The 25609-nt window shown below is 71.9% G+C and carries 25 protein-coding genes and 1 pseudogene; 16 read left to right on the plus strand and 10 right to left on the minus strand.

All coding sequences use genetic code 11. The annotated features are described in order from the left end of the window. The first annotated feature begins 165 nt into the window (after positions 1–165). From GCE86_RS10275 to GCE86_RS10330, 12 genes are all read left to right on the plus strand, one after another. Positions 166–1971, plus strand: coding sequence for a peptide ABC transporter substrate-binding protein (locus GCE86_RS10275; protein ID WP_154226734.1), 1806 nt, complete (start codon positions 166–168; stop codon positions 1969–1971). Positions 1972–2048: 77 nt separating this feature from the next. After that, entirely contained in the window at positions 2049–3008 is a 960-nt protein-coding gene (locus tag GCE86_RS10280) for an ABC transporter permease (protein WP_154226735.1), read from the plus strand. Continuing rightward, positions 3005–3928, plus strand: a complete 924-nt coding sequence (locus tag GCE86_RS10285) for an ABC transporter permease (protein ID WP_154226736.1) — start codon at positions 3005–3007, stop codon at positions 3926–3928. Before GCE86_RS10280 ends, GCE86_RS10285 begins: the two co-directional genes overlap by 4 nt. Positions 3929–3941: 13 nt before the next feature. Continuing rightward, positions 3942–6053, plus strand: coding sequence for an ABC transporter ATP-binding protein (locus GCE86_RS10290; RefSeq protein ID WP_154226737.1), 2112 nt, complete (start codon positions 3942–3944; stop codon positions 6051–6053). Further along, positions 6050–6751, plus strand: coding sequence for a copper homeostasis protein CutC (locus GCE86_RS10295; protein ID WP_154226738.1), 702 nt, complete (start codon positions 6050–6052; stop codon positions 6749–6751). Before GCE86_RS10290 ends, GCE86_RS10295 begins: the two co-directional genes overlap by 4 nt. A 76-nt stretch (positions 6752–6827) precedes the next feature. Next, positions 6828–7127: a DUF1330 domain-containing protein gene (locus GCE86_RS10300; protein WP_244317257.1), complete on the plus strand. Its 300-nt coding sequence runs from the start codon at positions 6828–6830 to the stop codon at positions 7125–7127. Between the two features lie 152 nt (positions 7128–7279). Further along, positions 7280–8215, plus strand: coding sequence for an ion transporter (locus GCE86_RS10305; protein ID WP_154226739.1), 936 nt, complete (start codon positions 7280–7282; stop codon positions 8213–8215). Between the two features lie 84 nt (positions 8216–8299). Further along, a complete protein-coding gene (locus GCE86_RS10310; protein WP_154226740.1) occupies positions 8300–9121 on the plus strand; it encodes a hypothetical protein in 822 nt (273 codons plus the stop codon). A 28-nt stretch (positions 9122–9149) separates the two neighbouring features. After that, a complete protein-coding gene (locus GCE86_RS10315; protein WP_154226741.1) occupies positions 9150–9476 on the plus strand; it encodes a WXG100 family type VII secretion target in 327 nt (108 codons plus the stop codon). Positions 9477–9484: 8 nt separating this feature from the next. Further along, positions 9485–9973 (plus strand): WXG100-like domain-containing protein, encoded by a 489-nt coding sequence (locus GCE86_RS10320; RefSeq protein ID WP_420846461.1) that lies wholly within the window; start codon positions 9485–9487, stop codon positions 9971–9973. Beyond that, the gene (locus GCE86_RS10325) at positions 9966–10454 is read left to right on the plus strand and encodes an EndoU domain-containing protein (RefSeq protein WP_091257731.1); all 489 of its coding nucleotides are present in this window, start codon (positions 9966–9968) and stop codon (positions 10452–10454) included. Before GCE86_RS10320 ends, GCE86_RS10325 begins: the two co-directional genes overlap by 8 nt. Before the next feature lie 3 nt (positions 10455–10457). After that, positions 10458–10874 carry a hypothetical protein gene (locus GCE86_RS10330; RefSeq protein WP_154226743.1) on the plus strand — a complete coding sequence of 139 codons (417 nt, stop codon included), beginning with the start codon at positions 10458–10460 and terminating at the stop codon, positions 10872–10874. 76 nt (positions 10875–10950) lie between these two features. On the opposite strand, the gene GCE86_RS10335 is transcribed toward GCE86_RS10330, so the two are convergent. The 8 genes from GCE86_RS10335 to GCE86_RS10370 are packed head-to-tail and all read right to left on the minus strand — an operon-like array spanning position 10951 to position 19995. Next, positions 10951–12591 (minus strand): DUF4127 family protein, encoded by a 1641-nt coding sequence (locus GCE86_RS10335; RefSeq protein WP_154226744.1) that lies wholly within the window; start codon positions 12589–12591, stop codon positions 10951–10953. A 2-nt stretch (positions 12592–12593) separates the two neighbouring features. Beyond that, positions 12594–13301 (minus strand): N-acetylmannosamine-6-phosphate 2-epimerase, encoded by a 708-nt coding sequence (locus GCE86_RS10340; RefSeq protein ID WP_154226745.1) that lies wholly within the window; start codon positions 13299–13301, stop codon positions 12594–12596. Beyond that, a complete protein-coding gene (locus tag GCE86_RS10345; RefSeq protein ID WP_154226746.1) occupies positions 13298–14212 on the minus strand; it encodes an ROK family protein in 915 nt (304 codons plus the stop codon). Before GCE86_RS10345 ends, GCE86_RS10340 begins: the two co-directional genes overlap by 4 nt. Next, positions 14209–15051 carry a carbohydrate ABC transporter permease gene (locus GCE86_RS10350; protein WP_091257740.1) on the minus strand — a complete coding sequence of 281 codons (843 nt, stop codon included), beginning with the start codon at positions 15049–15051 and terminating at the stop codon, positions 14209–14211. Before GCE86_RS10350 ends, GCE86_RS10345 begins: the two co-directional genes overlap by 4 nt. Next, positions 15041–15988, minus strand: a complete 948-nt coding sequence (locus GCE86_RS10355; protein WP_154226747.1) for a carbohydrate ABC transporter permease — start codon at positions 15986–15988, stop codon at positions 15041–15043. Before GCE86_RS10355 ends, GCE86_RS10350 begins: the two co-directional genes overlap by 11 nt. 11 nt (positions 15989–15999) lie before the next feature. Then, positions 16000–17286, minus strand: coding sequence for an ABC transporter substrate-binding protein (locus GCE86_RS10360; RefSeq protein WP_154226748.1), 1287 nt, complete (start codon positions 17284–17286; stop codon positions 16000–16002). Positions 17287–17313: 27 nt separating this feature from the next. Continuing rightward, positions 17314–18909, minus strand: a complete 1596-nt coding sequence (locus GCE86_RS10365; protein WP_154226749.1) for an FAD-dependent oxidoreductase — start codon at positions 18907–18909, stop codon at positions 17314–17316. Positions 18910–18948: 39 nt separating this feature from the next. Then, positions 18949–19995: a LacI family DNA-binding transcriptional regulator gene (locus GCE86_RS10370; RefSeq protein ID WP_154226750.1), complete on the minus strand. Its 1047-nt coding sequence runs from the start codon at positions 19993–19995 to the stop codon at positions 18949–18951. A gap of 371 nt (positions 19996–20366) precedes the next feature. Between GCE86_RS10370 and GCE86_RS10375 the strand changes: the two genes are divergently transcribed. From GCE86_RS10375 to GCE86_RS10390, 4 genes and pseudogenes are all read left to right on the plus strand, one after another. Further along, complete coding sequence (locus GCE86_RS10375; protein ID WP_204342154.1) at positions 20367–21725, plus strand: glycoside hydrolase family protein; 1359 nt, start codon at positions 20367–20369, stop codon at positions 21723–21725. Positions 21726–21828: 103 nt separating this feature from the next. Continuing rightward, positions 21829–23040 carry a hypothetical protein gene (locus tag GCE86_RS10380; RefSeq protein ID WP_154226751.1) on the plus strand — a complete coding sequence of 404 codons (1212 nt, stop codon included), beginning with the start codon at positions 21829–21831 and terminating at the stop codon, positions 23038–23040. Between the two features lie 60 nt (positions 23041–23100). Then, positions 23101–23640, plus strand: a complete 540-nt coding sequence (locus GCE86_RS10385) for a GNAT family N-acetyltransferase (RefSeq protein ID WP_154226752.1) — start codon at positions 23101–23103, stop codon at positions 23638–23640. A gap of 28 nt (positions 23641–23668) precedes the next feature. After that, a pseudogene (locus tag GCE86_RS10390) lies at positions 23669–24028 on the plus strand (VOC family protein); the annotation flags it as partial. A gap of 45 nt (positions 24029–24073) precedes the next feature. Here GCE86_RS10390 and GCE86_RS10395 read toward each other — a convergent pair. Together GCE86_RS10395 and GCE86_RS10400 are read right to left on the minus strand one after the other, a co-directional pair. After that, on the minus strand, positions 24074–24733 hold the full coding sequence (locus tag GCE86_RS10395) for a dihydrofolate reductase family protein (protein WP_154226754.1): 660 nt from the start codon (positions 24731–24733) through the stop codon (positions 24074–24076). 59 nt (positions 24734–24792) lie between these two features. After that, entirely contained in the window at positions 24793–25578 is a 786-nt protein-coding gene (locus GCE86_RS10400) for a helix-turn-helix domain-containing protein (protein WP_167537041.1), read from the minus strand. Between the last annotated feature and the right edge of the window lie 31 nt (positions 25579–25609).

Raw genomic sequence — 25609 nt, forward strand, 5'->3', positions numbered from 1 at the left:
TGGCCGAAGTCTCCGAATAAAGAGGGTAACTTTCGTTGACTCAACACTTCGGCCCGGATACATTCTCCGCGTCGAACGTCGAGGAGCAGCACCAGGTGGCCGAACGCGGGACACCGCCGGTAGCGCCCGGAGACGCGGGGCAGTGCACATCAATCGAGGAGATTCATGAGGAGCAGATTTCCCCGGCGAGCCCTCCGCGGCGCGGTCGCGGTAGCCAGCGCCGTCGCCCTCGGGACGGGTCTGGTCGCCTGCGGTGGTGGCAGCGGTTCGTCGAAGGACGGCGGGAGCCAGGGCAAGGACACCGCGACCGTCGCCTTCCGTACCCCCAACTGGATCCTGCCGATCTCGGCGCCCGGCTTCACCCAGGGCGAGAACGCCATCTTCGGCCAGGCGCTGTACCGGTCCCTCTACCAGTACAAGCTGGACGGCACGGCGCAGTACAACATCGACCCGCAGCGCTCGATGGCCGAGGCGCCGGTGGTGAGCGACGGCGGCCGGACGCTGACCATCACGCTGAAGGACAACACCTGGTCCGACGGCAAGCCCGTCACCACCAGGGACATCCAGTTCTGGTACGACCTGGTCAAGGCGAACAAGGACAAGTGGGCGTCCTACCGGGCCGGCGGCCTCCCGGACAACATCGCCCAGTGGTCGGTCAAGGACGAGAAGACCTTCTCGATCACCACCACGAAGGTCTTCAACACCGCCTGGTTCGTCGACAACCAGCTCAACAAGATCACCCCGATGCCCCAGCACGCCTGGGACAAGGACTCCGCCACCGCGACCGTGAGCGACCTGGCCAGCACCCCGGCGGGCGCGAAGAAGGTCTTCGACTTCCTCACCGCCGCTGCCAAGGACCCGAAGACGTACGACTCCAACGAGCTGTGGAAGGTCACCAGCGGCCCCTGGAAGCTGGCGAAGTACGTGCCGAACGGCGAGGTCACCCTCGCCGCCCAGCCGACCTACTCCGGCACGGACAAGCCGAAGCTCGCCAAGATCGTGCTGCGGCCGTTCACCGGCGACGACGCCGAGTTCAACGTCCTGCGCGCCGGTGACATCGACTACGGCTACGTGCCCGCGGCCAACCTCTCCCAGGAGGGCTACCTCAAGTCCAAGGGCTACACGGTCTCGCCGTGGTACGGCTGGTCCGTCACCTACCTGCAGCTGAACTTCAACAACCCGAAGACCGGGGTGCTGTTCAAGCAGCCGTACCTGCGGCAGTCGCTGCAGATGCTCATCGACCAGCCGACCATCAGCAAGGTGATCTGGTCCGGCACGGCCGCGCCGACCTGCGGCCCGGTGCCGGCCAAGCCGGGCACCAACGGCGCCGACGCCGCCGGCTGCGCGTACTCCTTCGACCCGGCCAAGGCGAAGGAACTGCTGGAGAGCCACGGCTGGAAGGTGACCCCGGACGGGCAGACCACCTGCCAGACGCCGGGCAGCGGGCCGAACCAGTGCGGCGACGGCATCGCCGCCGGCACGCCGCTGAAGCTCACCGTGACCAGCCAGACCGGCTTCGCCGCCACGACCAAGATGTTCGCCGAGATCAAGTCGCAGATGGCCAAGCTGGGCATCCCGCTGACCATCAAGGAGGTGCCCGACTCGGTCGCGGTCACCCCGGCCTGCAAGCCGACGGACGCCACCTGCTCGTGGGACATGTCCTTCTTCGGCTCGCAGGGCAGCTGGTACTACCCGGCGTTCGCCAGCGGCGAGCGGCTCTTCGCCACCGGCGCCCCGGTGAACCTGGGCAGCTACAGCAACCCGGAGGCCGACAAGCTCATCGAGGCCACCCAGTTCTCCGGCGACGAGAGCGCACTGAAGGCGTACAACGACTTCCTCGCCAAGGACCTGCCGGTGCTCTGGATGCCGAACCCGGTGTTCCAGGTCTCGGCGTACCGGTCCGGCCTGCAGGGCGTCGAGCCGCAGGACCCGATGAACTTCATGTACTTCCAGGACTGGTCCTGGAAGTGACCGATCACTGATCGTCCCGGCCCCGGCGGCGCCCACCGCGCCGCCGGGGCCCCGACCGGGGAGGAGGCGGGGCCCAGGTGGTCCGTTACCTCATCACGCGCGTGGGCCAGGCCCTCGTCGTCGTCGTGCTCGTCACGGTGATCGCATTCCTCATCCTGCACCTGCTGCCCGGCGGCGCGGCACGCGCCACCCTCGGCAAGGAGGCGACGCTGGAGCAGCTCGCGGCGTTCAACCACGACATGGGCTACGACCGGCCCTGGATCCAGCAGTACGGCATGTACGTGCACCGCCTGCTGCGCGGCGACCTGGGCTACTCGTACCAGCTCAACCAGTCGGTCGTCGAGGCGATCAGCCAGCGGCTGCCGAAGACCATGGTGCTGTCGCTGCTGTCGACCGTGCTCGCCATCGTGCTGGCGATCCCGCTCGGCGTGATCCAGGCGGTACGCCGCAACCGCTGGCCCGACTACGCCATCACCTCGCTGTCGCTGCTGGCGTACGCCACGCCCATCTTCTTCCTGGGCCTCATGATGATCATCCTGTTCTCGCAGGTGTGGCCGGTCCTGCCGCCCGAGGCGCCCCAGGGGTTCACGGTGGCGGAGGTGCTCGCCGACCCGGCCGGGCTGGTCCTGCCCACGATCACGCTCGCCATCGTCACCATCGCCGTCTACTCGCGGTACGTCCGCTCGGCCATGGTGGACAACCTCAACGAGAACTACGTCCGCACCGCCCGCAGCAAGGGCCTCTCGGAGCGGCGGGTCGTGCTGCGGCACACGCTGCGCAACGGGCTGTTCCCGGTCATCGCGCTGCTCGGGATGTACCTGCCCGCGCTGTTCAGCGGCGCGCTGGTCGTCGAGTCGCTGTTCAACTTCCCCGGCATGGGACACCTGTTCTGGCAGGCGGCGCTCAAGCGTGACTTCCCGATCCTGCTCGGGGTCACCGTCATCATCTCGATCGCGACGGTGGTCGGCGCGCTCGTCGCCGACCTGCTCTACGCCGCCGTCGATCCCCGGGTCCGACTCCAGCGGAGCGCGTCATGACCACACTCTCCGAGGCGGTCCGCCCCGGCGCCGTCCCCGACCAGCCGGCCGACGCCGAGGCGCCGCCGGTGCGCGGCCTCTGGCGGCAGGGGCTCGTCGTCTTCTGCGAGAACCGGCTCGCCCTCGTGGGCCTGGGCCTGTTCGTCCTGCTGGCCGGGATCTGCTTCCTCGGCCCGCTCTTCTACCACACCGACCAGGTGCACACCGACCTCACGGCGGTCCACCTGACCCCGGGCGAGCAGGGGCACCCGCTCGGCACCGACGGGGTCGGCTACGACCAGCTGGGGCGGCTCATGCTCGGCGGGCAGACCTCGATCATCGTGGGGCTCGCCGCCGGGATCCTCGCCACCGCCGTGGGCACGATCTGGGGCGCCGTCGCCGGGTTCGCGGGCGGCTGGGTGGACTCGGCGATGATGCGCGTGGTCGACGCCATGATGTCGATCCCGTCGCTGTTCCTCTTCATGCTGCTCGCCGCCATCGTCACGCCGAGCGTGCCCATGCTCATCGTCATCATCGGCGCCTTCGCCTGGCTGGGCCCGGCCCGGCTGGTCCGCGGTGACGCCCTGACCCTGCGCTCCCGCGAGTACGTCCAGGCCATGCGGGGGATGGGTGGCACCGGCGGCCGGGCGGTGCGCCGGCACATCGTGCCGAACGCCATCGGCACCGTGATCGTCAACGCGACCTTCCAGGTCGCCGACGCGATCCTCTACGTCGCGTACCTGTCCTTCCTCGGCCTCGGCGTCCCGCCGCCGGCGGCGAACTGGGGCGGGATGCTCTCCGACGGCCTGGCGGACACCTACAGCGGCCACTGGTGGCTGCTCTACCCGCCCGGCATCGCCATCATCCTCATCGTCCTCGCCTTCAACTTCATCGGCGACGGCCTGCGGGACGCCTTCGAGGTCCGCCTCCGGCGACGCTGACCAGGAGCAGAAAATGAGCGAATCGACCGGCCGGCACACGCCGGCAGCCGGCGGAGTCCAGCCCCTGCTGGAACTGCGCGACCTCGACACCGACATCGCGCTGCGCCACGGCACGGTGCACGCCCTGGACGGGGTCAGCCTCCAGGTCATGCCGGGGGAGACCCTCGGCGTCGTGGGCGAGTCGGGCAGCGGCAAGACCATGACCGCGCTCTCCATCATGGGCCTGCTGCCGCCCGGCGGCCGGGTGTCCGGGGGACAGATCCTCTTCGAGGGCCGCGACCTGCGCGCGCTGCCGGCCGACGAGGTACGCCGGATCCGCGGGGTCCGGATGGGCATGGTCTTCCAGGACCCGCTCACTTCGCTCAACCCGACCATGCGCATCGGCGCCCAGGTCGGCGAACCGCTGCGGGTGCACGAGCGGGTCGGCCGGGCGGAGGCCCGGGAGCGGACCATCGAGATCCTCCGCCGGGTCGGGATGCCGCGCCCGGAGCGGATCGTCGACAACTACCCGCACGAGCTGTCCGGCGGGATGCGGCAACGGGTCGCCATCGCGATGGCGCTGGTCTGCTCACCCCGCCTGCTCATCGCCGACGAGCCGACCACCGCGCTCGACGTCACCACCCAGCGGCAGATCCTCGAACTCATCGACGACCTGAAGGAAGAGTTCGGGATGGCCGTCGTCCTGGTCACCCACGACCTCGGGGTGATCGCCGGCCGTGCCGACCGGGTCGCCGTCATGTACGCCGGACGGGTGGTCGAGACCGCCACGACCGCGGAGCTGTTCCGCTCGCCGCGGCACCGCTACACGCAGGCGCTCATGGAGGCGCTCCCCGAATCGGCGATCCGGGAGTCCGGCGAACACGCCCGCCTCTACAGCATCCCGGGCCTGCCGCCGGACCTGTCCCGGCCCCTGACCGGCTGCCGCTTCGCGCCACGCTGCCGGCACGTCACCGACGAGTGCCGGACCACCGAGGTGACCCTGTCGGCCGGCGCGCACCAGCACGCCTGCCTGCACCCGGTGCCGACGGAGCTCGCCGCGCCGGTCAGACTGCCCGCCCCGGTACGGGTCGAACCGGCGCCGGCGGTCGCGGCGGCCAGTTCCGCTGAGTCGGCGGCCGAGCCCGTCCTGTCGGTGCGGAACCTGGTCAAGAACTACGCCGCCCACGGGCGCGGGCTGCTGCGCCGGACCGCCGGGCAGGTCAGCGCCGTGGCGGATGTGTCGTTCGACGTCGCCCCGGGCGAGACGTTCGGACTGGTCGGCGAGTCGGGCTGCGGCAAGTCCACCGTCGGACGGCTGGCCGTCGGGCTGGAGCAGCCGACCGCCGGGCAGATCCTGCTGGACGGCACGGACATCGCCGGCCTGACCGGACGCGAGCGCCGCCGGATGCACCGGCAGGTCCAGCTCATGTTCCAGGACAGCTACGCCGCCATGAACCCGCGGATGCGCGTCGACGCCATCCTCGCCGAACCCCTGGAGATCCAGAAGGTGGGCGGCACGACGGAGCGGCGGGCGCGGATCGCGACGCTGCTCGACCAGGTGGGGCTGTCGCGGCGGGTCCTGGAGCGCTACCCCCACGAGTTCTCCGGCGGCCAGCTGCAGCGCATCGGGCTGGCCCGGTCGCTGGCCCTGCAACCCCGGCTGATCGTCGGCGACGAGCCGGTGAGCGCGCTGGACGTGTCCATCCAGGCGCAGGTCCTCAACCTCATGCGGGACCTGCAGCGTGAGCTCGGCCTGGCGTACGTCTTCATCAGCCACGACCTGTCCGTCGTCGACTACATGGCGGACCGGATCGGCGTCATGTACCTCGGCAAGCTCGTCGAGGTCGGGCCCGCCCGGGACGTGGTCCGCGCCGCCCGGCACCCGTACACCCAGGCGCTCATCGACGCCGTCCCCTCCGTCACGCCCAACGCCGCGGCCGAGCGCGACGGGGTGACCATCCGGGGCGAGCTGCCCAGCGCGCTGAACCCGCCCACCGGCTGCCGGTTCCGGACCCGGTGCCCCCTGGCCCAGGACATCTGCGCCACCGAGCCGCCGCTGGCCGGCGACGCGCACGAGGTGGCCTGCCACTTCCCGCTGCGTCCGGAGTCGACCGCGGCGGCCGCCCCGGCCGGGGCGGCCGCATGACCACCGTCGAGATCTGCGTGAGCGACGTGCCGACCGCGCTGGTGGCCGAGGCCGCCGGCGCGGACCGGCTGGAGCTGTGCGCCGACCTCGGCCAGGGCGGCACCACCCCCAGCCTGGGGACGGTCGAGGTCGCGCTGCGGACGTTGCGGCGGGCAGCCGTACGGGTCATGGTCCGCCCCCGTGGCGGCGACTTCCGGGTGAGCGAGGTCGAGGAGCAGGTCATGCTCGCCGACATCGCGGCCATCCGCGGCCTGCCCAACCCGCACGGTCTCGCGGTCGGGGTCGTGGTCGGTGCCCTCACGACCGCGGGCGGCCTCGATCTGGCCGTGCTGCGGCGCCTCATCGAGGCGGCGGGACCGCTGCCGGTGACGGTGCACAAGGCCTTCGACGAGGTCGGCGACCAGCTGCGGGCGATCGACGAGCTCCTCGACCTCGGCGCCGACGCGGTGCTCACCTCGGGCGGGGCGCCGACCGCGCTGGCCGGCGCCCCGCGCATCGCCGCACTGCGGCAGCGGGCCGGGGACCGGTTGCGCCTCATCGCCGGCGGCGGCATCCGGTCGCACAACGTCCGGCAGGTGCTCGCCGAGACCGGGGCGCGGGAGGTGCACCTCCGCGCGCCGGTGCGGTGCGACGGACGCGAGGCCACCGACGGCGACGAGGTACGCCGCGTCGTCGACGCCACGCGCGCCGAGGCGTGACCACGCGCCGGTCGATGACCGATAGGCTGCTCAGGGCAGCCCAGCGGGGGAGTGCCCACCACATGAGCGGGAGTCAGTGACGGTGCCGAAGGCCTACTGGATCACCACCTACCGGTCCATCAGCGACGAGGCGAAGGTCGCCGCGTACGCCGAGCTGGCGGGGCCCGCGCTGCGCGCCGCCGGCGGCACGTTCCTGGCGCGCGGCCTGCCGGCGCACGCGTTCGAGTCCGGCGCGCTGGAGCGCACCACGCTGATCGAGTTCGACAGCGTGGACGCCGCACTCGCCGCCCACGAGACCCCCGCCTACCAGGAGGCGCTGCGGGCGCTCGGCGACGGCGCCGACCGCGACCTGCGCATCATCGAAGCGACGCCCTGACGCCGGCTGGGTACGCCCGGGCGGCCGGGACGGACGGCACGGGGACGGCGACGGGCGCGGACGGGTCGCACCTCTAGGCTTGTCCGCATGCTTGCCCGGCACCGCGCACCTGCTCACTCCGTCGGCGTCGGCCGCAGCGCGGGGCGGGGACGGTGAGGCCGTCCACCGTGCCCCGGCAGCGCACCGCACCGCCGGCCGGGCGGCCCGGCCTGGCGGAGCGCTGCCGGCTGATCGCCGACTCGCGTGCCTTCGACGTGGTGATCGTCGTGGTCATCATGCTCAACGGGATGGTGCTCGGCTTCGAGACCTACCGCGACGTCGGGCTGACGCACCCCGCCCTGCTGTGGTTGGAGTGGTTCTTCCGGCTCGTCTTCGTCGTGGAGATCGCGATCCGGGTGCTGGCCTTCGGCCGCCGGCCGCAGGACTTCTTCCGGCACGGCTGGAACGTCTTCGACTTCCTGGTCATCGCCAGCATCTTCATACCCGGCCTGCACGGCGACTCGGGGGTGCTGCGGTTCCTGCGGGTCGCCCGGGTGCTGCGGCTGGTGCGGTTCTCACCCGGCCTGCGCACCATCGTGGCGGCGCTGTGGCGCAGCCTGCCCGGCGTCGCCGGGTTCCTGGCCCTGGCCGCGGTCACCCTCTACGTGTACGGCATGGCCGGCTGGCTGATCTTCGGGCAGCGGTACCCGGAGCAGTACGGCGACATCGGCCGCTCGCTGCTGACCCTGTTCGTGCTGCTGTCGCTGGAGACCCTGCCGGACCTGCTCCAGCAGGGTATGGCCGTGTCGCCGTGGACCCTCGTCTACTACGTCAGCTACGTGCTGATCACGGTGAACCTGCTGCTCAACATCCTGATCGCGGTCATCGTCAACTCCATGGAGGAGGCCCGGCGGCTGGAGATGACCGAGCGGCTGGCACCGGACTACGACGAGGACGGCGACGGGATCCCCGACGAACTCGACCGGATCGCCCTCACCCAGCGGCTGGACGACCTGCGCGCCGTGATCGGCGAGCTCGAACGGGAGCTGCGCATCGACCGCGAGGACGGGCAGCACCGACCGCGCCAGCACCGCGAGCACGCGGGCTGACCGCGCTCGTCCGTCCACAAGCGACGCCGCCACGGTCGGTGTCGGTTGCTAGGGTCTTGGTGACGCTGACGGGGAGGCTACGGGATGCCAGACGACGGCGATGTGGACATCGCGGGACGGGTGGGTGCCTACCGCCGGCAGCTGGCGGAGCAGCGGGTGGACCGGCTCCGGCCGGAGGCGGCCGCCGAGGGCCACGGAGACGCCGCGGACGGGCAGGTCAGAGTCGTCGCGTCGGCGGGCCGCCTGCGGTCCGTCGAGCTGGCCGCGCAGCTGATGCGGCTGTCCGGTGCTGATCTCGCCCCCGTCGTCGCGGAGGCGGCGAACAACGCGCTCACCGCTGCCCGCGCCGACTCGGTGAGCACCGAGCCCATGCCGGAGCTGTCCGGACTGGCCGACAGTCTCGCGGCGGCCGTCGCCGAGAGCGACCTGGCGTGGCGCCGCCTCCAGGGGGCGCTCGACGAGGCGATCGCCAAGGTGGGCCCGCGCACCGGGCTCGGCGGCGACGTCCCCATCCAGGAAACGTCCGACCTGCTCGGCGGCGTCATGGAGGTGCTCAGGTCGGCGCGGGGAGTCCCGTCCGATGCCGGCGAGTCCCAAGAGCCGGAGCGGCGGGGCGTGGGATCCGACGACGCGGGACACGTGTCGGCGGACGTCGACGCCGCCGGCCGCGTCGTACGCCTGGAGCTGCGCGCCGGCCGGCTCGCCTCCTGGCAGCTCGGCGAGCTGGTCGTCGAGGCGGTGAACCGGGCGCTGGACGAGGTGGAGACGGCGGACGCCGTACCGGTGGGGCCGGTCGGGGAGGACCTCGCCCGCCGGGTGGCCGAGCTGCAGGATGCCAGCGCGCGGCAGATGGCCGCGCTGACCGGGGCGTTGACCGGCATCATGGCGCGCATCCGGGAGCCGTGACGATGAGCGAGGGTCGGGGTGACAGGCGATGACCGGTGAGATCGAGATCAACCCGGAAGGGATCATCGACGCGGGCGACGACATCCTCGCCGCCGCGCAGCGCATCCGCTCCGCGGTCGCCGCCTTCAACGCCGAACTGGCGGCCTTCGGCGCCCCCTGGGGCGGCGACGATCTGGGCTCGCTCATCGGCATGGTGTACGAGACGATCCGGGACCTGGCGATGGAGACCTACGACGCCAACGTGGTCGAGATCGAGGACATCGGCAAGCTGAGCCGGGTGATGGGCATGAACTACCAGGAGACCGAGCGGGCCATCGCCGAGCACCTCGGCCGCCTGCGCGAGATGTTGGGCTGACCATGGGCATGACGCTTCCCGCCGAGTTGGTGTCCCTGCTGGGCGTGCTCGGGTACACCTGGCCCGAGGCCGACGAGACGAAGCTGCTGGAGATGGGGCAGGCGTGGCTGGCGTTCCCCGACCGCCTGGCGGCTCCCGTGGCCGAGGCCGATCGGTCGGCGCGGCAGGTCTGGACCGACAATCGCGACTCCGCCGTCGAGCGCTTCCAGGCGACCTGGGAGGCGGGCGACTCGGCGAAGACGAACCTCGACGACGGCGCCGGCGCCGCGGCGTTGATCGGTGCCGGGCTGATGGTGTGCGCCGGCATCGTGCTCGCGCTGAAGATCAACGTGATCGTGCAGCTGACGCTGCTGGCCATCCAGATCGCGCAGGCGATCGCGACGGCCGCGGTCACCTTCGGGGCGTCGCTGCTGGAGATCCCGATCTTCAAACTCATCACCGGCGCCCTCATCGACCAGTTGCTGACCATGGCGACCGACGCGGTGCTCGGTGGGTAGCCGCGGCAAGGCCGGCCTGTTCCGGCCCGTGGAGAAGTGGCTCCGGGCGCGGATGCGCCACCGCCGCTACGAGCACGTCTTCCGCGGCCACGTCAACACCAACGCCAGCCCGCCCCGCGGCACCGGCTTCCACCACCGCTTCCTCGGCGAGAACCCGCCGGGAGCGCGGGTCCGGGTCGACGCCAACGGGCGGGAGATGATCCTGGAGCGCTACGTCGACGGCACGTACCGGGCCCGGGTCGACGTGCAGGACGCGACCGGCGTCTGGCGCCAGAAGCGGGGCGCCAGCACGTTCTTCCCCGACAACTGGACACCCCAGCGCGTCGACGAGACCATCGAGGGCGCGTTCCGGGCGGGGGGTCCCCACCCCGGGGATCCGAACAAGTGGCAGGGTAGGGCCAACGGGCTGCTGGTGGAGGGCTTCTACAATCCCGGCGGCACGACGTGGTATTCGGCCTGGCCGGTGGCGGGGGGCAACTGACACATGCAGGACGGCATCGAGTTCCAGCGGAACCAGTACGGCGCGCCTTCCATGACGACGCGCAACGGGCACTTCCGCGACCTGGGCTCCCAGTTGGTGAGCGACATCCAGACGTACGCCCCGGACTGCCTGGAGCTGCTGCAGTGCATCGACGATGTGACGTCCGGACGGTCCGCGTACGAGGAGTTCGAGGGAAACTCCGCCGTGGTGCGCTGCACGCCCGATGGTGTGACCGTGGAGAGCCTCGGGCCGGTGCCGTCCGGGACGACCTACACCGTCGACGAGGCCCGCGACGTGATCCTCCGCTACTTCGACTTCCTGGCGCCGTCGCCCGCCGAGAAGAAGCGGCACCTGGCCACCTGGGAGGGGGAGAACGGCCGGCCGTTCCCCGGCCGGGCACTGCTGCGCCTCACCGACTGAGGCCGGACGGCCGTGGACCGGTCCGGCGCCGGGCCGGTCGCGCCGGCGGGTCAGCGCCGGCGCGACCGTCTGCCGGTCAGGACAGCTGCAGCCGGGGCTCCAGGATCACCTCGAAGAGCCGGTCCCACGGCAACTCGACGCGCGCCGACTCGAAGCGCGTCAGCGTCGCCGTGAACGTCGTCGCGCCGCGCCGGCCCAGCACCACGCGGTGCCCCGCGAAGTGGTCGGCGAAGTACCGCTCGGTCAGCGGCACCAGCCGCTCGCGTACCCAGCCGTCGAAATAGCTCTTCTGCTCCGGCTTGAGCGCAAGCGGATCCCAGCCCTGCGCCCGCGCGTGCGCGTACGCCTCGACCTGCACGATGTTCTTCCACGGGTCGTCCTTGACGAACCGGTAGAGCAGGTATTCGGCGTGCGCCCGGCCGGGCCCCCGCAGCTCGGGCACGCCGAAGCCGCTGCCCGAGGAACGCAGGTACGCCCACCGCGCGGTGCCGTGCCCGAGCGCCAGTCCGAGGGCGTTGCCGCCGGTGTTCCACCCCGAGTACGACAGCAGCGCGGCCAGGTCCAGGCCGCTCTCCATTCGCGCGACCAGCTCGTGGTCGGCCTTGTTGACGATGAGCGGGTCCACCACGACGACCGGGGTGCCGGCGGCCAGCAGCGCGCCGATCCGCCCGACGAAGGCGTCCAGGTCGGCGGCCCGCCGGGCGGGCGCCGCCGAGGGGGTGTTCACGGCGAGCACGATGTCCGCGTCGCCGCCGACGACCCGGCCGCCCACAGCGGCCACGTGCCGGCGGATGTTCTCCGCGAACGGGATGCCCTCCAGCTGGGCGGTCCAGTCCTCGCCGGAGACGCCCGCGTACTCCACCCGGTAGGTGGGCGTCGTGCCGGCCGCGATCACCCGGGCCACCAGCAACGCGTCCACCTCGTCGGCGCCCGGGAAGATCTCCACCCGGTCGCCGACGCCGAGCCGGGCGACGAGCGCCTCCAGCTCCACCCGCTCCGCCCGGGCCAGCCCGACCGGCGCGGTGTCGTCCTCGGAGAGCACGAGGTGGCTGATGGTGCCGTCGGCCACCCACTCGATCATCAACCGGTTGACCTGGTGGTTGCGGGCTCGCGCGGCGAGATAGTCCTCGACGACCTGGTCGGGGATCTGCGCCCGGACGGCGTCGAGCTGGGCCCGCAGCTCCTCCTGCCCGAGGTTGACCACCTGGTCGTAGAGCTTCGCCCAGCTGACCAGCGCGTCGCGGTACCGGTCCAGGTCGGTGCCGGTGCTGGTGATGGCGAGGCGCTGGATGGTGTCGTGCACCTCGATCACGGCGTCCGGCCGGGTGGCGCGCAGGTTCCGGACGGCGGCCAGGTTGTCCAGGGCGGCGGCCAGGGTCGGTGCGGCCGTCCGGGAGGCGATCAGGCCGCCGTAGGCGAGCATGCTCACCGAGATCACGTACCCGTCGGCGTCGCCCGTGGCGCCAAGCCAACGGGCGATGGCGGCCCCGTCGCCGGGGGTGAAGAAGCGGCCCAGCAACTCCCGCGGCGGCAGCTGCACCTCGGCGCCGGCGCTCGCCGCGGTCATCTGCGGGGCGTAGGTGTTGACCGGCCGGTCGTCCAGCGGCACCAGCGCCACGGTCGGCTGCCGCCCGGCGGGCCCGGCGAGGGCCGGCCGGCCGATGGCCACGGTGGCCAGCCCGGCCACGCCGGTGGCCAGGAGGGTACGTCTTCTCATGCTCACTCCCTCTTCTCCCGCGCGCTCGCCCCACGGGGGGTGGCCGGCACGAGCCGGCGGGTGATCCACAGCGGTGAGGTAACGGCGTTGCCCATCACCACCGCGTGCGCCCCCGCCGCGAAGGCCCGGCCGATCTGTTCCGTGGTGCGGTACCGCCCTTCGGCGATCACCGGCACGGACAGCTGTGCGACGAGTCGCGCCACGAGCCCGAGGTCGGGCCCGTCAGTCGGTGGGCTGGCCGGCGTGTAGCCGGACAGCGTGGTGGCGACGGCGTCCGCGCCGGCCTCGACGGCGGCGACACCCTCGGCCGCGGTCGAGATGTCGGCCAGGATCAGCGCGTCGGTCCGCTCCCGGATCAGGCGGACCGTGTCGCCGAAGGTGCGGCCGTCCGGCCGGGGGCGGTCCGTGGCGTCGATCGCGATGATGTCCGCGCCGGCCAGCGCCACGTCGAGGGCGTGCGCCGCGGTCGGGGTGATGAAGACGCCCTCGGTGCCGTGCTTGTACAGCCCGATCAACGGCACGTCGACGACGGGGCGTACCGCGGCGATGTCATCCGGCCCGTTGACCCGGACCGCCACGGCGCCGCCGCGGACCACCGCGGCCGCGACCCGTGCCTGGACGTACGGGTCCCGCATCGGGTCGTCCGGGTCGTCGGGCAGCGGCTGGCAGGACACCACCAGCCCACCGGCCAGTTCGTCGAGCGCGTTCACTCGCTGGTCCTTTCGAGGTCGTGACTGTCCATGGCCAGCCGGGCCGCGCCGACCAGGACGGCGTCGGCGCCCAGCGCGGCGGGCCGCAGCGGCACGCCGGCCCAGCCGGCCGGCAGTTCGGCGGCGTAGGCGGCCGACGCGGCGGGCAGCAGCGCGCCGGCCGCGCCGCCGGCCACGAGGACGGCGTCCGGATCGAGCAGGGCCACCAGCCCCGCCAGGGCCGCGCCGAGGGCGCCTCCGGCCCGGTCCACGACCCGCCGTGCGACCGCGTCGCCGGCCGCCGCGCGGTCCGCCACGGTCCGGCCGGTGACCCGCGTTCCGGTGGCGAGGGTGTACGCGGCGGCCAGCCCGCTGCCCGAGGCGATCGCCTCGAGGTGCCCGTGCCGGCCGCATCCGCACCGCAGTCGCCCGGCGCCCGGTGCCGGCAGGTGCCCCACCTCGCCGGCGGCGCCGCGGGCACCGGCCTCGACCCGGCCGCCGCGGACGATGGCCCCGCCCAGCCCGGTGCCCACGGCCACCAGCAGCACGTGGGTGCGGTCCCGTCCGGCGCCGGCCCAGCATTCGCCGAGCGCGGCGGCGTTCACGTCGTTGGTGACCCGCACGGGCCGGTCCAGCCGGTCGGCCAGCGCGTCCGCGACCGGGGTGCCCGCCCAGCCGGGCAGGCTGTCGGTGGCGTACCGGATGCCGCCCGTCGCGGGGTCGACCGTGCCCGCCGTGCCCACCCCCACCGGCCCGGGGGCCGCGGCGAGCAGGCCGGCGGCCAGCCGCGCGGCGCCGTCCAGCACGGCCTCGGGCCCGGACCGGGCGGGCGTGGGGGCCTCGCGGCGCGCCCGCACCCGCCCGTCCCGGTCGACCAGCGCGGCCGCCGTCTTCGTGCCGCCGATGTCGATGCCGACGACCGGCGCCGTCATCCCTTGAGACCGGTGTGCGCGAGGCCCTCGACGAACTGCTTCTGCGCGATGACGAACACCACGAGGACCGGCAGCGCGGTCATCGACGCGGCGGCCAGCTGCACGTCCCACATCGGGCCGCCGTAGGCGTCGACGAACTGGGTGAGCGCCTGGGGCAGCGTGAACTTCTCCGGCGAGGAGAGGAACACGATCGGTTCCAGGTAGAGGTTCCAGCTGTGCAGGAAGGTGAAGATGGCCACCGCGCCGAGCGCCGGCCGCGACAGCGGCAGGGCGATCCGCCAGAAGGTGGCGAACCGGCCCAGCCCGTCGACCCGGGCCGCCTCCTCCAGCTCGCCGGGGAGGCTGATGAAGAACTGCCGCATGATGAACGTCGCCAGCACGCTGGGCGCGCCGAAGATCGGCACCAGGATGAGCGGCCAGTGGGTGTTGACCAGGCCGAGCTTGAAGAACATCTGGAACAGCGGCACGATCGTCACCTCGCTGGGGATGAGCAGGCCCGCGAGGACGACCAGGAACAACACGTTCTGGCCGCGGAACCGGATGCGCGCGAAGGCGTACCCGGCCAGGGCCGACACGGCCAGGGTGCCGACCGTGACCACCAGCGCGATGTAGAGGCTGTTCAGGTACTGCTGCCCGAACGGCTGCAGCTCGAACACCCGCCGGTACGCGTCGAGCCGCGGGTTGGTCGGCAGCAGGTCCGGCGGGAAGGCGAAGATGTCCGCCACCGGCTTCAGCGACGAGGTGACCATCCACCACGTGGGGAAGACGAACGGGATCGCCAGGACCAGCAGCACCCCGTAGAGCACCAGCTTGGTCCGCCGCGACAGGTCACGACTCATGGAAGACCCACCTCTTGCGCATCTGCCACTGCAGCACGGTGAGGGCGAGCACGATGGCGAACAGGACGATCGACAGCGTGGCGCCGTAGCCGAAGTGATGGAACTGGAAGGCCTGCTGGTACAGGTAGTAGACGAGCACCGTCGTCGACGTGCCCGGCCCGCCCTGGGTGAGCACCGCGATCTGTGCGAAGACCTGCAGCGACCCGACCACGGTGATGATCGAGGTGAGCATGATCGTCGGGCTGATCAGCGGCACGGTGATCCGCCAGAACTGCCGCAGCCGGCTCGCCCCGTCGACCTGCGCGGCCTCGTACAGCTCGGCCGGCACGCCCTGCAGGGCGGCCAGGAACAGCACCATGTTCAGGCCGACGTTCTTGAACACCTGCACGACGATCACCGACAGCATCGCGGTTCCCTCCCCGCGCAGCCAGTTCGGCCCGTCGACGCCGACGGTGTCGAGCAGGCTGTTCAGCCCGCCGTTGTCCTGCAGCAGGAAGCCCCACACGATGGTCCACGCCACCAGCGAGACGACCACGGGGGAGAAGAACAGTGTGCGGAACAGGATCGTGCCCCGCAGCTTCTGGTTGAGCAGGACGGCCAGCAGCAGCGCGAGGGCGAGGTTGAACACCACGAGGCCGACCGAAAACAGCCCGGTGGCGCGCAGCACCGCGCCGAGGTTGGGGTCGTCCGCGAGAGCCTGGTAGTTGTCGGTGCCCACGAAGTCGAAGGTCCCGGCGAGCACGTTCCACTCGTGGAGGCTGTACCAGACCACGAGGACCAGCGGCAGGATCACGAAGACGGCGCTGCCGAGCAGCTGCGGGGTGATGAACAGGTAACCGGTGAGCTGGTCCCGGCGACGGGTGGTCCAGAACGGCCGGGCCCGGCCCGGGGTGGGCCCGGCAGTCGCCGGGCCCACCCTGGTGTCCGTCTGGGTCATGGTCCTCAGCCCTACTTCGCCAGCAGCGGCTGGATCTTGGCGCAGACGCCGTCGAGCACGGCCTTGACGTCCGCGTTCGGCTGCCACAGCGGGTCGAGGCCCGCGCGGACCTGCTGGCTCAGCTCGGCCTGGCCGGCGTGACTGGGCTTCACCACGCCGTTGGTGATGCCGTCGATGACGACCTTCTGCAGCTGCTCCGGCTTGAGCTTCGGGTTCGTCTTCGCGAGCGTCTCGGCGGTCAGCTGGGACTGCCGGGGTGGCGGGAAGAACTGGGCGAGCTTCGCCGAGTTCGTCGGGTTGGTGAAGAAGGCCAGGAAGTCGGCCGCCTGCTTGGCGTGCGGGCTCTTCTTCATCACCCCGAGGCCGGCCTGGCCGACCACCGCGTAGTTGCCCTTCGGCCCGGCCGGCAGCGGCACCAGGTCCCACCCGAAGCCGCCGTCCTTCAGCAGCGAGGCGCGGGAGATCTGGGTGACCGTCATGGCCGAGTCACCGGCGAAGAAGTCGGCCGTCGTGCCCGGGCCGGGCAGCGCCTTCTGGGTGAAGGTGGCCTTGTGCAGGGTGGTCATGGCCTCGACCATCTCGGGGCTGTTGAACCCGCAGGTCTTGCCGTCCTCGCTCCAGGCCTGGGCACCCCACCCGGTCCAGAAGGTGGACAGGTTGTCCCAGCCCTTGTAGTCGAAGTCCCGGATGACCAGGCCGGCCTTGCCGGACTTCGCCCCGGCCGCAGCGGCGGTGGCCAGGGCGTTGTCCCAGGTCCACTGCCCGGCCGCGATCAGCTCGGCCGGGGTCTTCTGCCCGGCCTTCTTGACCATGTCGGTGTTGACGAAGACCCCGAACGGCGAGGTCGAGAACGGGTACGCGTAGAGCTTCCCGTCGTTCTGCCAGAGCTTGAGCGTGGCGGGGGAGAGGTCGTCGTACTGGTAGCCCTCGGCCTTCTTGAGCGTGTCGTCCAGGGGCTGCAGGGCGCCCGAGGCGACGAAGTCGGGGGCGGAGTTCTCGAACACCCAGGCGAGGTCGGGCGCGTTCCCGCCGGCGATCTGGGTGGTCAGGGTGGTGGTGTAGTTGTCGAACGGCAGCGGGTCGAACTTGATCTCCGCGACGTCCGGGTGGCTCTTGCGGTACTCGTCAGCGATCTCGTTGAACAGTTTGAGGTGCGCCTCGTTGGCGGACCAGACGGTCATCCGCAGCTTCGCCGGGCCGTTGTCGGCGGACTCGCCACCGCCGCCGCCGCAGGCGGTCAGGGCGAGCGCGCCGGCCAGCGCTACGGCGATGCCGCGCAGGGCCTTTCGTGCTCTCACAATCTTCTCCTCACCGGGGGTGTGTGTTCAGTAGCCCGCGATCCGCGGCCAGCGCTGTTCCACGCCGGCGGCGGTGAGGCGGTCCTGGAAGTCGGCCAGCAGACGGGGGGTGTTGCGGACCGCACGCGGGGACTCGCCCCGCGCCAGACAGAAGTCGGCGAGCAGGCCGGCGACCTCGCCGATGTTCCACTCGACGGGGTGCAGCCGGTAGCTGCCGTTGGTGACATGGGTGGTGCCGATGTTCTTGCCGGCCGGCAGCAGGTTCTCCATCCGCTGCGGGATCAGCGCGCCGAGCGGGATCTCGAACGGGCAGGAGCCGACGTCGATGTAGTTGTCGCCGCCGGTCGACGGGTGCAGGTCGATCCGGTACATGCCCACGCCCACCGGGTCCGGGTAGCTGACCGCGCCGTGGTCGCCCCGGACCGCCAGGGACAGGTCCTGCTCGACGACGGTGTACTCGGCCCGGATCCGGCGGGACTCGCGGATGTACGGGGCCTGGGCCAGGCCGTCGGCGCTGCCGGTCACGTCGCCGCGCAGCCGCAGGCCCGGGAAGCCGGTGCCGCCGTCGGGCCGGGGCGCCTCGGTCTGCAGCCAGTAGAGCACCGAGTACGACAGCTCGCGGGCCTTGGCCAGGTGCCACGACGCGTTCGGCACGTCGATGACCGGGCCCTCGAAGTAGTCGATCATCGGCCAGTTGACCAGGGTGATGTCGCTGCCGTACGCGCCGTCGGTGAAGTTGCGCCGGGCGGCGATGCGGCGGAACGTCCACAGGTTGCCGTCGCCGGGGTTGACGCGCTGGTCGGCGTTGACGCTCAGCGGGTCGTCGTCCGGGTTGGGGGTGAAGCTGCGCTCGACGATCTCCAGGGTGCGCGGGTGCGGCGACTTCCAGGACAGCAGCCGGTCGCCCCAGAAGTCGGGCTTGTAGTCGCGCCAGAAGTCGTATCCGGCCGGCCGGTCGATGGTGTGGTCGCCGTCGACGTGGTCGATGGCGAAGCAGACGGAGACCGCCTGCATGTTCATGGGCTGGGCCTCGGCCGGGGCGCTCGGCTCACCGGTCTCCGCCCGCGACTCGAACCCGGTGACGTACTCCGTGCCGGTCAGCGGCAGCAACTCGCCGGTCTCGGTGGCGTCCAGGACGTACGGCGCGACCACGTCGATCCGCTCGTCCCGGTCGCGGTGCGCCAGCGTCACGCCGGTCACCCGGTCGCCGTCGGTCTCCGCGGCCACCGGCCGGTACGGCTGCAGCACCCGCAGCCGGCCCGAACCGCGGTACGGGGCGAGCATCTCCTCGAGCACGGCGACGGCCACCCGCGGCTCGTGGCACAGCCGGCTCACCCAGCCCGCGCCCGGGTTGAGGTCGGTCCAGGCCCGGGACCGTTCGGTCAGCGGGAAGTGGCGACGGTAGTAGTCGCGGATGCCGTTGCGCAGCGCCCGGTAGCTGGCGGTGGCACCGAACTGCTCGATCCAGGAGTGCTCGTCCGGCGGGACGGCCTGGCTGGTGAGCTGCCCGCCGAGCCAGTCGAACTCCTCGGTCAGGATGACGGATCGGCCGGTCCGGGCCGCGGCGAGCGCCGCGGCGACACCGCCCAGTCCGCCCCCGACGACGAGGACGTCCGCACGCATGATGACCACTTGCTTCCTTCCAGTTGCGCGGCCGACGGCTCAGGGCCGGTCGACCGCCGGATCAGGGGTGCCGAGGGTGCTGCCCTCGACGAGTTCGCAGGGGAGAAGTCGCTGCTGGAGGCCGCCCGCGCTGCCGTCGATGACGCCGGTCAGCACCTCGACCGACTGCCGGCCCATCTCCTCGCGGGGGATGCGGAAGCCGGTGAAGACGATGTCGGTGGGGACGGGGACGGTCGGGTCGCCGAGGGTCACGATCGACAGGTCGCCGGGCACGGTCAGGCCACGCCGGCGGGCGGCGGCCTCCAGCGCGACCGCCGTGGCGAAATCCTCCACGAAGGCCGCCGTGCTGCCGTCGGCCAGCAGGTCGTCGAGGGTGGCGTCGGCCGCCCCGGGCGCGGCGGCCACCTGGTGGGCGCTCTCGGCGGTGGCCGCGGCGGCGGCGAAACCCTGGCGCCGGTCCTGCGAGGACTCGGCGGTCATGCCCATGCCCACGTAGGTCAGGCGGCGGTGCCCGTGCCGCAGCGCCGCCTCGACGAGCCGGGCCACCGCGGCGGCGTAGTCGGCGCCGACGTAGGGCACCGGCCCGCCGGCGTCGTCGCGTCGGCCGACGGCGACGTACGGAAATCCGTCCGCGTTGAGCCGCTGCAGCTCCGCGCCGTCGATCTCGCGCCCGAGCAGGATGCACCCGTCGGCCAGGCGCAGCCGGTTGTCCTGGTGGAAGATGCGGCGCCGGCCGTCCACGACCGGCGCGCTGGTGAACAGCAGCAGGTCGCAGCCGACCCGCTCGGCGTACTCCTCGATGCCGAGCAGGAACGGGTGGAAGAAGTCGCGGCTGCCGCTGGGGAAGGCGGGCTCGTACGTGAAGACGCCGATGATCCGGTTGAACCGCGAGGCGAGCCGGCGCGCCACGGGGTCGGCGGCGTAGCCGGTCTCGGCGATGACCCGCAGCACCCGGTCCCGGGTCTCCGGGGCGATGCGGACGTCGGCGTCGGTGCGGTTGTTGAGCACCAGCGACACCGTCGCCTGACTGACGCCGGCCATCCGCGCGATGTCACGCTGGGTGACGCGTCTGAGGGGAGCGGTCACGTCGGGTCCTTCCGGTGCGGCTAATGCGTATTAGCGCTCGGCGTTGGGAAGGAGCCTGGCCGGTGGACAGGCGCGTGTCAAGAGGTGACCGAGAGATTTCGGGACGATGAACCCGCAGGAGTAATGCGCATTAGCGATCCGGTCGCCGTCGGCCTGGCCGGTCGCCCGAGCCGATCGGCGCCGCGCCGGGGCCTCCTCTTGACAGAAGCGTCGCGCAGCGAGCAACATTCGAGAAACATAGATGCTAATACGTATTAGCACGGCAACGCCAGGACGCGTCCGCCGATCGATGACCCCTGTCTTCTTACTGAGAGTCATTCCGCCCTGCTCGCGAACGGTCACCCGATCGCACCGACCGAAGAGGAAGCCGCATGACGAAGCCAACCGTTCCGTCCTCCCGGCGCGCCGCCCTGGCCACGACCGGCGCCGGCCTGCTCGTCGCCGCGCTGGCCGGAGCCGCACCGGCCGCCGCCGATACCGGGCTCGACTTCCCCCGGTTCACCTACCAGGGCACCGCGTTCGACAAGAGCGCCCTCGCCTACAACCCGACGAACGAGTTCATCTTCCCGAGCGTCATCCGGGCCGCCGACTACTTCCCCAACCCGCTCGGCACCTACTACCTGTACTACGCGCCGCACGAGCGCCCCGGCGGCATCGCCCTCGCGTACTCCGACTCGATCGACGGTCCGTGGACCGAGTACACCGCCAACCCCCTGATCAGCAACACCTGGCTGCCGTACTACTCCACCGTCAGCCACATCTCCTCGCCGCACGCCGTGTGGGTCGAGGGCGAGCGCAAGCTCTTCCTCTACTTTCACGGCGAGAACTCGATCACCCGGTACGCGACCTCCGACGACGGCATCCACTTCAGCTACGGCGGCACGGCGGTCAGCCGGAACGAGACGACCGGGGGCGAGACCTCCTACGCACGGGTGTTCGAGCAGTCCGTGCCGCGCCTGGGCACCCGGTACCTCATGGTCTTCATGGACAACCCCACCGGTGGGGCGCCCGGCCCGACCGGGCCGGTGTCCCGCCGGATCCGCTGGGCGGTCTCCAACGACGCCCGCACCTGGACCATGCAGCCCGACCCCATCGTGACCCCGCAGGGCGACGAGGGCCCCAACGCCTCCGGACCGTTCTTCCTGCGGTGGAACGACCGCAACCTGGTCATCTACCACGCCGCCGACGGCAACATGCACGCTGTGGACGTGGGGGAGGACTTCGACCAGGAGGTCCACCTGGGCGTCGTGCACGACTCGATGACCCAGGCTCCCGACCTCGGCCGCTCCGCCGCGCCGACGTTCTACTTCGACGGCCGGACCGCGCACATGTACTACGAGGCCGGGGGCCGGCTCACCGCCACCATCGGGCACGCCACCGCCACCCTGGCGAATCCGCTGCCGGTACGGCAGCTCGACTGCGCCGTCGACCGCCCGGTCCTGTGGCCGCCGAACCACGAGCTGGTCGACGTCACCGTCACTGCGGACCTGCACGACGGCGTGCTCGGCCCGAAGGCGTTCACCCTCACCGGCGTGACCGGCGGCGACGCCGCCGACGTCAGCGACTTCGTCACCGGTACGCCGGACACGAGCGGGAAGCTGCGGGCCGAGCGGGCCGGTGACGGCGGGGACCGCGTCTACCAGCTCACGTACGCCGGCCACGACGAGATCGGCCGGCCGGTCGGCTGCACCGTCACCGTCACCGTCCCGCACGACCAGGGCACCGACTGATCCTCCCGCCCGGCGAAGCCGGCCGGCACCCGGTGCCGGCCGGCTCGGGTGGCCGGTGCACCCGGGACTGCGGCGGATCGGTCCGGCGTGGAGAATGCGCCGCGTGCTACGTGATCTGGACAGCGTCGACTGGGCGTCGTTGACGCACGCCTACGGAAGCGCCGATGACGTGCCCGGCCTCATCCGCGATCTGCGGTCGTCAGACCCGGAGGCCCGTCGCGCGGCGATGTACGAGTTGTACGGCAACATCTACCACCAGGGCACCCGCTACGAGGCCAGCGCGCACGCGGTCCCGTTCCTGCTGGAGGTGGTGGCCGACCCCGCCACACCCGCCCGGCACGAGGTCATCCAGCTGCTCTCCTGCCTCGCTGTCGGTTACACGCCGTACCACATACCGGCCACCGGTTTCCCCGTCGGCAGCCTCCGCAACGACCTGGCCCAGGTACCCGAGGAGACCTGGCGCCGCTGGTCGGAGGCGATCAGCGACTGGTACGAGGTCGTCCGTACCGGGCAGCGGCAGCCTCCTCCGCTGACCAGGTCCGAGCTGCGCCTCATCGAGCGCCGGTACGCGCTCGCCACGTACGACGCCGTCCGGGCCGGCGTCCCGTTGCTGTTGACCTGCCTGACCGACGCGGACGCCGACGTGGTCGGGGAGGCGATCCATGCCTTGGCCTGGTTCTCGGAGGAGTCGGCGTCGATCCGCCCCCGCCTGCTCGCCATCGCCTCCGACGAGCAGCGCCCGGCGTCGATCGTCGGCGGGGCGCTGATCGCGCTGGGGCTGGTCGGTGGCGCGTTGACGCAGCCGGTCGTGAACCTGCTCGACCGGAACCTTGGCGGCGCGGATCCCGACCTGAGCTGGGCGGCCGCCGTGGCGTGGGCGCAGCTGGCCGGTGAACAGGTGCCGGGCCCGGCAGTGGCCGAGTTACGCCGATGGGCGGCCATTCGCCGACCGGACGCCGCGGAGACGATCTGGGGTGCGAGCCCCAGCCATGTGGCACTCGACGTGCTCGACGCCTTCGCCGCGCCGGTGGCCGAGGAGGTGCGGTCGGACCTCGTCGCGGCGGCGCTCGCCGAGCAACCCACGTCGAACTGGCACAACCATTTCAACGTGGTGCTGGCGCGCGCGTTCCCGCGGATGGAGCGGGACCACGGCCGGGCCTTCGCGGAACTGACGTCGGCGCAGCGGGCCGTGGTCGCCTGGCTCATCGACAACCCGCAGGTGTTCGGCCCCTCGGGGCCTCAGGGCCCGCTCCGCCAACACGGCCTGCCGACGACCCACGAGGCGCTACGAGCCTACGCCGGCCTGGACGGGTGACCGGCACCGAACGGGTCCGCGGTCTTGATCGCCGCCGGCTCCGCTGATTGGCTGGCCGGCATGACCGACCTCGGACCCGTCGCCTGGCCGCCCGAGCCGATCCGGACCGCGCGGCTCGTGCTCCGTGCGTCCGAGGCCCGGGACCGTCCGGCGTTCATCGAGCTGCTGGCGTCGCCGGAGGTGCACACCTACCTCGGCGGCCCCCGGCCGCGGGCCGAGCTCGAGCGCGAGCTGTCCGAAACTCCTGGGCGGTGGCCCGGGAGCCTCGTCGTCGACCTCGACGGCGCGATGATCGGCCAGATCCTGCTCAGGAGGGCCACGGAGCACCGTCGCCCCGCCGCCGTGGGTAAGGCCGATCTCGGCTACCTGTTCCTGCCACGGGCGTGGGGATTCGGGTACGCCGCCGAGGCGTGCTCCGCGGCACTCGACTGGTTCGACACCGTGCTGCCCGGCGAGCCGGTGGTGCTCACCACCCAGACCGCCAACGCCGCTTCGATGCGCCTCGCCGCGAAGCTGGGGTTCACCGAGGTGGAGCGGTTCCGGGCCTGGGAGGCCGAGCAGTGGCTCGGCCTGCGGCCCCCGGTCACCCCGTCCGCGTGAGCGCGGCTCCGGGCCTATGATCACCGGCGTGGCGACGCGGCTTGTGCAGATCAACATGAAGGCCCGGGACGACTCCGCGCTGGGCGGCTTCTGGGCGGAGGTGCTCGGCTGGGGAGTCGCCAGCGAGGAACCCGGCGTGACGAACCTCGAACCCGAGGGCTTCGGCTACCCCGACCCCGTCGCCGTCTGCGTCGACCTCGTCGTCTCCCCGGAACCCAAGACGGTGAAGAACCGTGTGCACGTGGACCTGGCCACCACCTCGGCAGCCCACCAGGCGGAGCTGGTGAACCGCCTGAGGGATCTCGGCGCGACGCCCGCCGACGTGGGTCAGGGCGACGTCCCGTGGACGGTCCTGGCCGACCCGGAGGGCAACGAGTTCTGCCTGCTCGCCCCAGCCTGACGGACCTCTGCGCCCCCGGGGCGGCGCGGGATGTCAGCCCAGGACCGTCGCCGAGCGCCCTTCGTCGACCGCGTACGCGCCTGCCGAGATCGCGCCGAGGCTCGTGGGGTGGAGAGTCAGCGAGACGACGCCGCCGGGCAGTACCCGCGAGCTCTCGTCGACGGTTGCGAACGTCGCGGGCGCCGACCCGTCCGGGAACAGGCGCTTCCCCGTGCCGACGACGACCGGGTACTGGAGCAGCCGGTAGACGTCGACGAGGCCCGCCTGGTGCAGCGTCTGCACGAGTTTCCAGCTGCCGTGCACCTGGAGTTCCCTGCCGGGGAGCTCCTTGAGGCGGCGTACCTCGTCGATTACGTCACCGCGTAGGACCGTCGTCGGGCTCCAGTCGGCCTCATCGTCGGTCAGCTTAGAGCTGACGACATACTTCGGCAGCGTGTTGAGCTTGGCGGCGATCAGGTCATCAGGGTCGGTGACCTTCGGCCAGTACCCGCCGAGCAGGCCGAAGCTGGTGCGGCCGAAGAGGAACGCATCGGCCTCACGGAACCAGCTCTCGACCACCTCGTCGGTGTGCGTCGAGGCGTGCGGCACGAGCCACCCGCCCCGGTCGAAGCCGCCGGAGCGGTCCTCGTCGGGGGCCCCGGGTCCTTGCATGACGCCGTCGAGACTGACGAAGGTGTTGACGCTGAGCAGCACGGTTCTCCCCCTGAATGCGGGTCGCGGACAGCCGGCCGGGGTCGGTCGGCAGACGGACGCTAGCTGCCCGGCCCAGGGTGGGTCTTGTACAGGAACGACATCGCCGCGAAGCCGTCCGCCTGCAGCTCGCGTGCGGTGCACCCGACGTAGCGACGCAGCGCACGCGCGAGGTGGGCCTGGTCGAAGTACCCCAACGTCTCGACGACCGGGTGCCAGTCAAGGCCGTCGCGCAGCATCGTGGCTGCGGCGTTCGCGCGGTCGATCTGCCGTACCGCGGTACGCGACAGTCCGGTGACCGCTCGGTAGCGACGCTGCAGGGTGCGCTCGGTCGGGCCGGCTCCGGATCGCCCGGTGACCTGCTCCCCGTCTCCGAGAGGCGATCGCCCCAGCAGACCCGCGTCCTGCAGGCGCCGCACGAAGTGCTCGACGTTCTCAAACGTCGGCGCCTCCCACTCCTCGCCGCCGATGACGATCCGGCCCGATTCCGTCACGGGGAACGGCACGTAGCCGTCGACGACCGAGGCGGCAGGGTGCGGCCGAAGAACCGCGCCGAAGGCGAACCGGACCCCGAGGAACTCGGTGTCCGGCGGGACCGGCGCCGTGGTCGCTCTGGTCTCCGGCCCGCGCAGGCCGGCGTGGAGGCGTCCCTGCGTCCGCGAGAGGATCAGTTGCCAGCAGGTGCGCGCCGCCGACGTCATCGTCTCCGCCGAGTCGGAGCGGGTGCGCCAGACGCGGTCGACGAGGCTCACGTCGATCTCGGTGTCGCGATGCTCGAACCGCAAGCCCACGGCCTCCTCCGTCGTCACCTGCCGAGATTCCCTGCCGAGGCTACCGACGTCGACCATCGGGTCCGCCACGACCAACGAGCGGCGCTGA

The sequence above is a fragment of the Micromonospora terminaliae genome (genome assembly GCF_009671205.1).
Lineage (GTDB): Bacteria > Actinomycetota > Actinomycetes > Mycobacteriales > Micromonosporaceae > Micromonospora > Micromonospora terminaliae.

What these genes read in the sequence shown, in the direction of transcription:
- GCE86_RS10350 (WP_091257740.1), bottom strand. Translation starts at nt 15,051, where the DNA reads ATGAGTCGTGACCTGTCGCGGCGGACCAAGCTGGTGCTCTACGGGGTG.
- GCE86_RS10365 (WP_154226749.1), bottom strand. Translation starts at nt 18,909, where the DNA reads ATGCGTGCGGACGTCCTCGTCGTCGGGGGCGGACTGGGCGGTGTCGCC.
- GCE86_RS10355 (WP_154226747.1), bottom strand. Translation starts at nt 15,988, where the DNA reads ATGACCCAGACGGACACCAGGGTGGGCCCGGCGACTGCCGGGCCCACC.
- GCE86_RS10285 (WP_154226736.1), top strand. Translation starts at nt 3,005, where the DNA reads ATGACCACACTCTCCGAGGCGGTCCGCCCCGGCGCCGTCCCCGACCAG.
- GCE86_RS10335 (WP_154226744.1), bottom strand. Translation starts at nt 12,591, where the DNA reads ATGAGAAGACGTACCCTCCTGGCCACCGGCGTGGCCGGGCTGGCCACC.
- GCE86_RS10310 (WP_154226740.1), top strand. Translation starts at nt 8,300, where the DNA reads ATGCCAGACGACGGCGATGTGGACATCGCGGGACGGGTGGGTGCCTAC.
- GCE86_RS10375 (WP_204342154.1), top strand. Translation starts at nt 20,367, where the DNA reads ATGACGAAGCCAACCGTTCCGTCCTCCCGGCGCGCCGCCCTGGCCACG.
- GCE86_RS10320 (WP_420846461.1), top strand. Translation starts at nt 9,485, where the DNA reads ATGACGCTTCCCGCCGAGTTGGTGTCCCTGCTGGGCGTGCTCGGGTAC.
- GCE86_RS10275 (WP_154226734.1), top strand. Translation starts at nt 166, where the DNA reads ATGAGGAGCAGATTTCCCCGGCGAGCCCTCCGCGGCGCGGTCGCGGTA.
- GCE86_RS10400 (WP_167537041.1), bottom strand. Translation starts at nt 25,578, where the DNA reads ATGGTCGACGTCGGTAGCCTCGGCAGGGAATCTCGGCAGGTGACGACG.
- GCE86_RS10290 (WP_154226737.1), top strand. Translation starts at nt 3,942, where the DNA reads ATGAGCGAATCGACCGGCCGGCACACGCCGGCAGCCGGCGGAGTCCAG.
- GCE86_RS10295 (WP_154226738.1), top strand. Translation starts at nt 6,050, where the DNA reads ATGACCACCGTCGAGATCTGCGTGAGCGACGTGCCGACCGCGCTGGTG.
- GCE86_RS10385 (WP_154226752.1), top strand. Translation starts at nt 23,101, where the DNA reads ATGACCGACCTCGGACCCGTCGCCTGGCCGCCCGAGCCGATCCGGACC.
- GCE86_RS10315 (WP_154226741.1), top strand. Translation starts at nt 9,150, where the DNA reads ATGACCGGTGAGATCGAGATCAACCCGGAAGGGATCATCGACGCGGGC.
- GCE86_RS10330 (WP_154226743.1), top strand. Translation starts at nt 10,458, where the DNA reads ATGCAGGACGGCATCGAGTTCCAGCGGAACCAGTACGGCGCGCCTTCC.
- GCE86_RS10345 (WP_154226746.1), bottom strand. Translation starts at nt 14,212, where the DNA reads ATGACGGCGCCGGTCGTCGGCATCGACATCGGCGGCACGAAGACGGCG.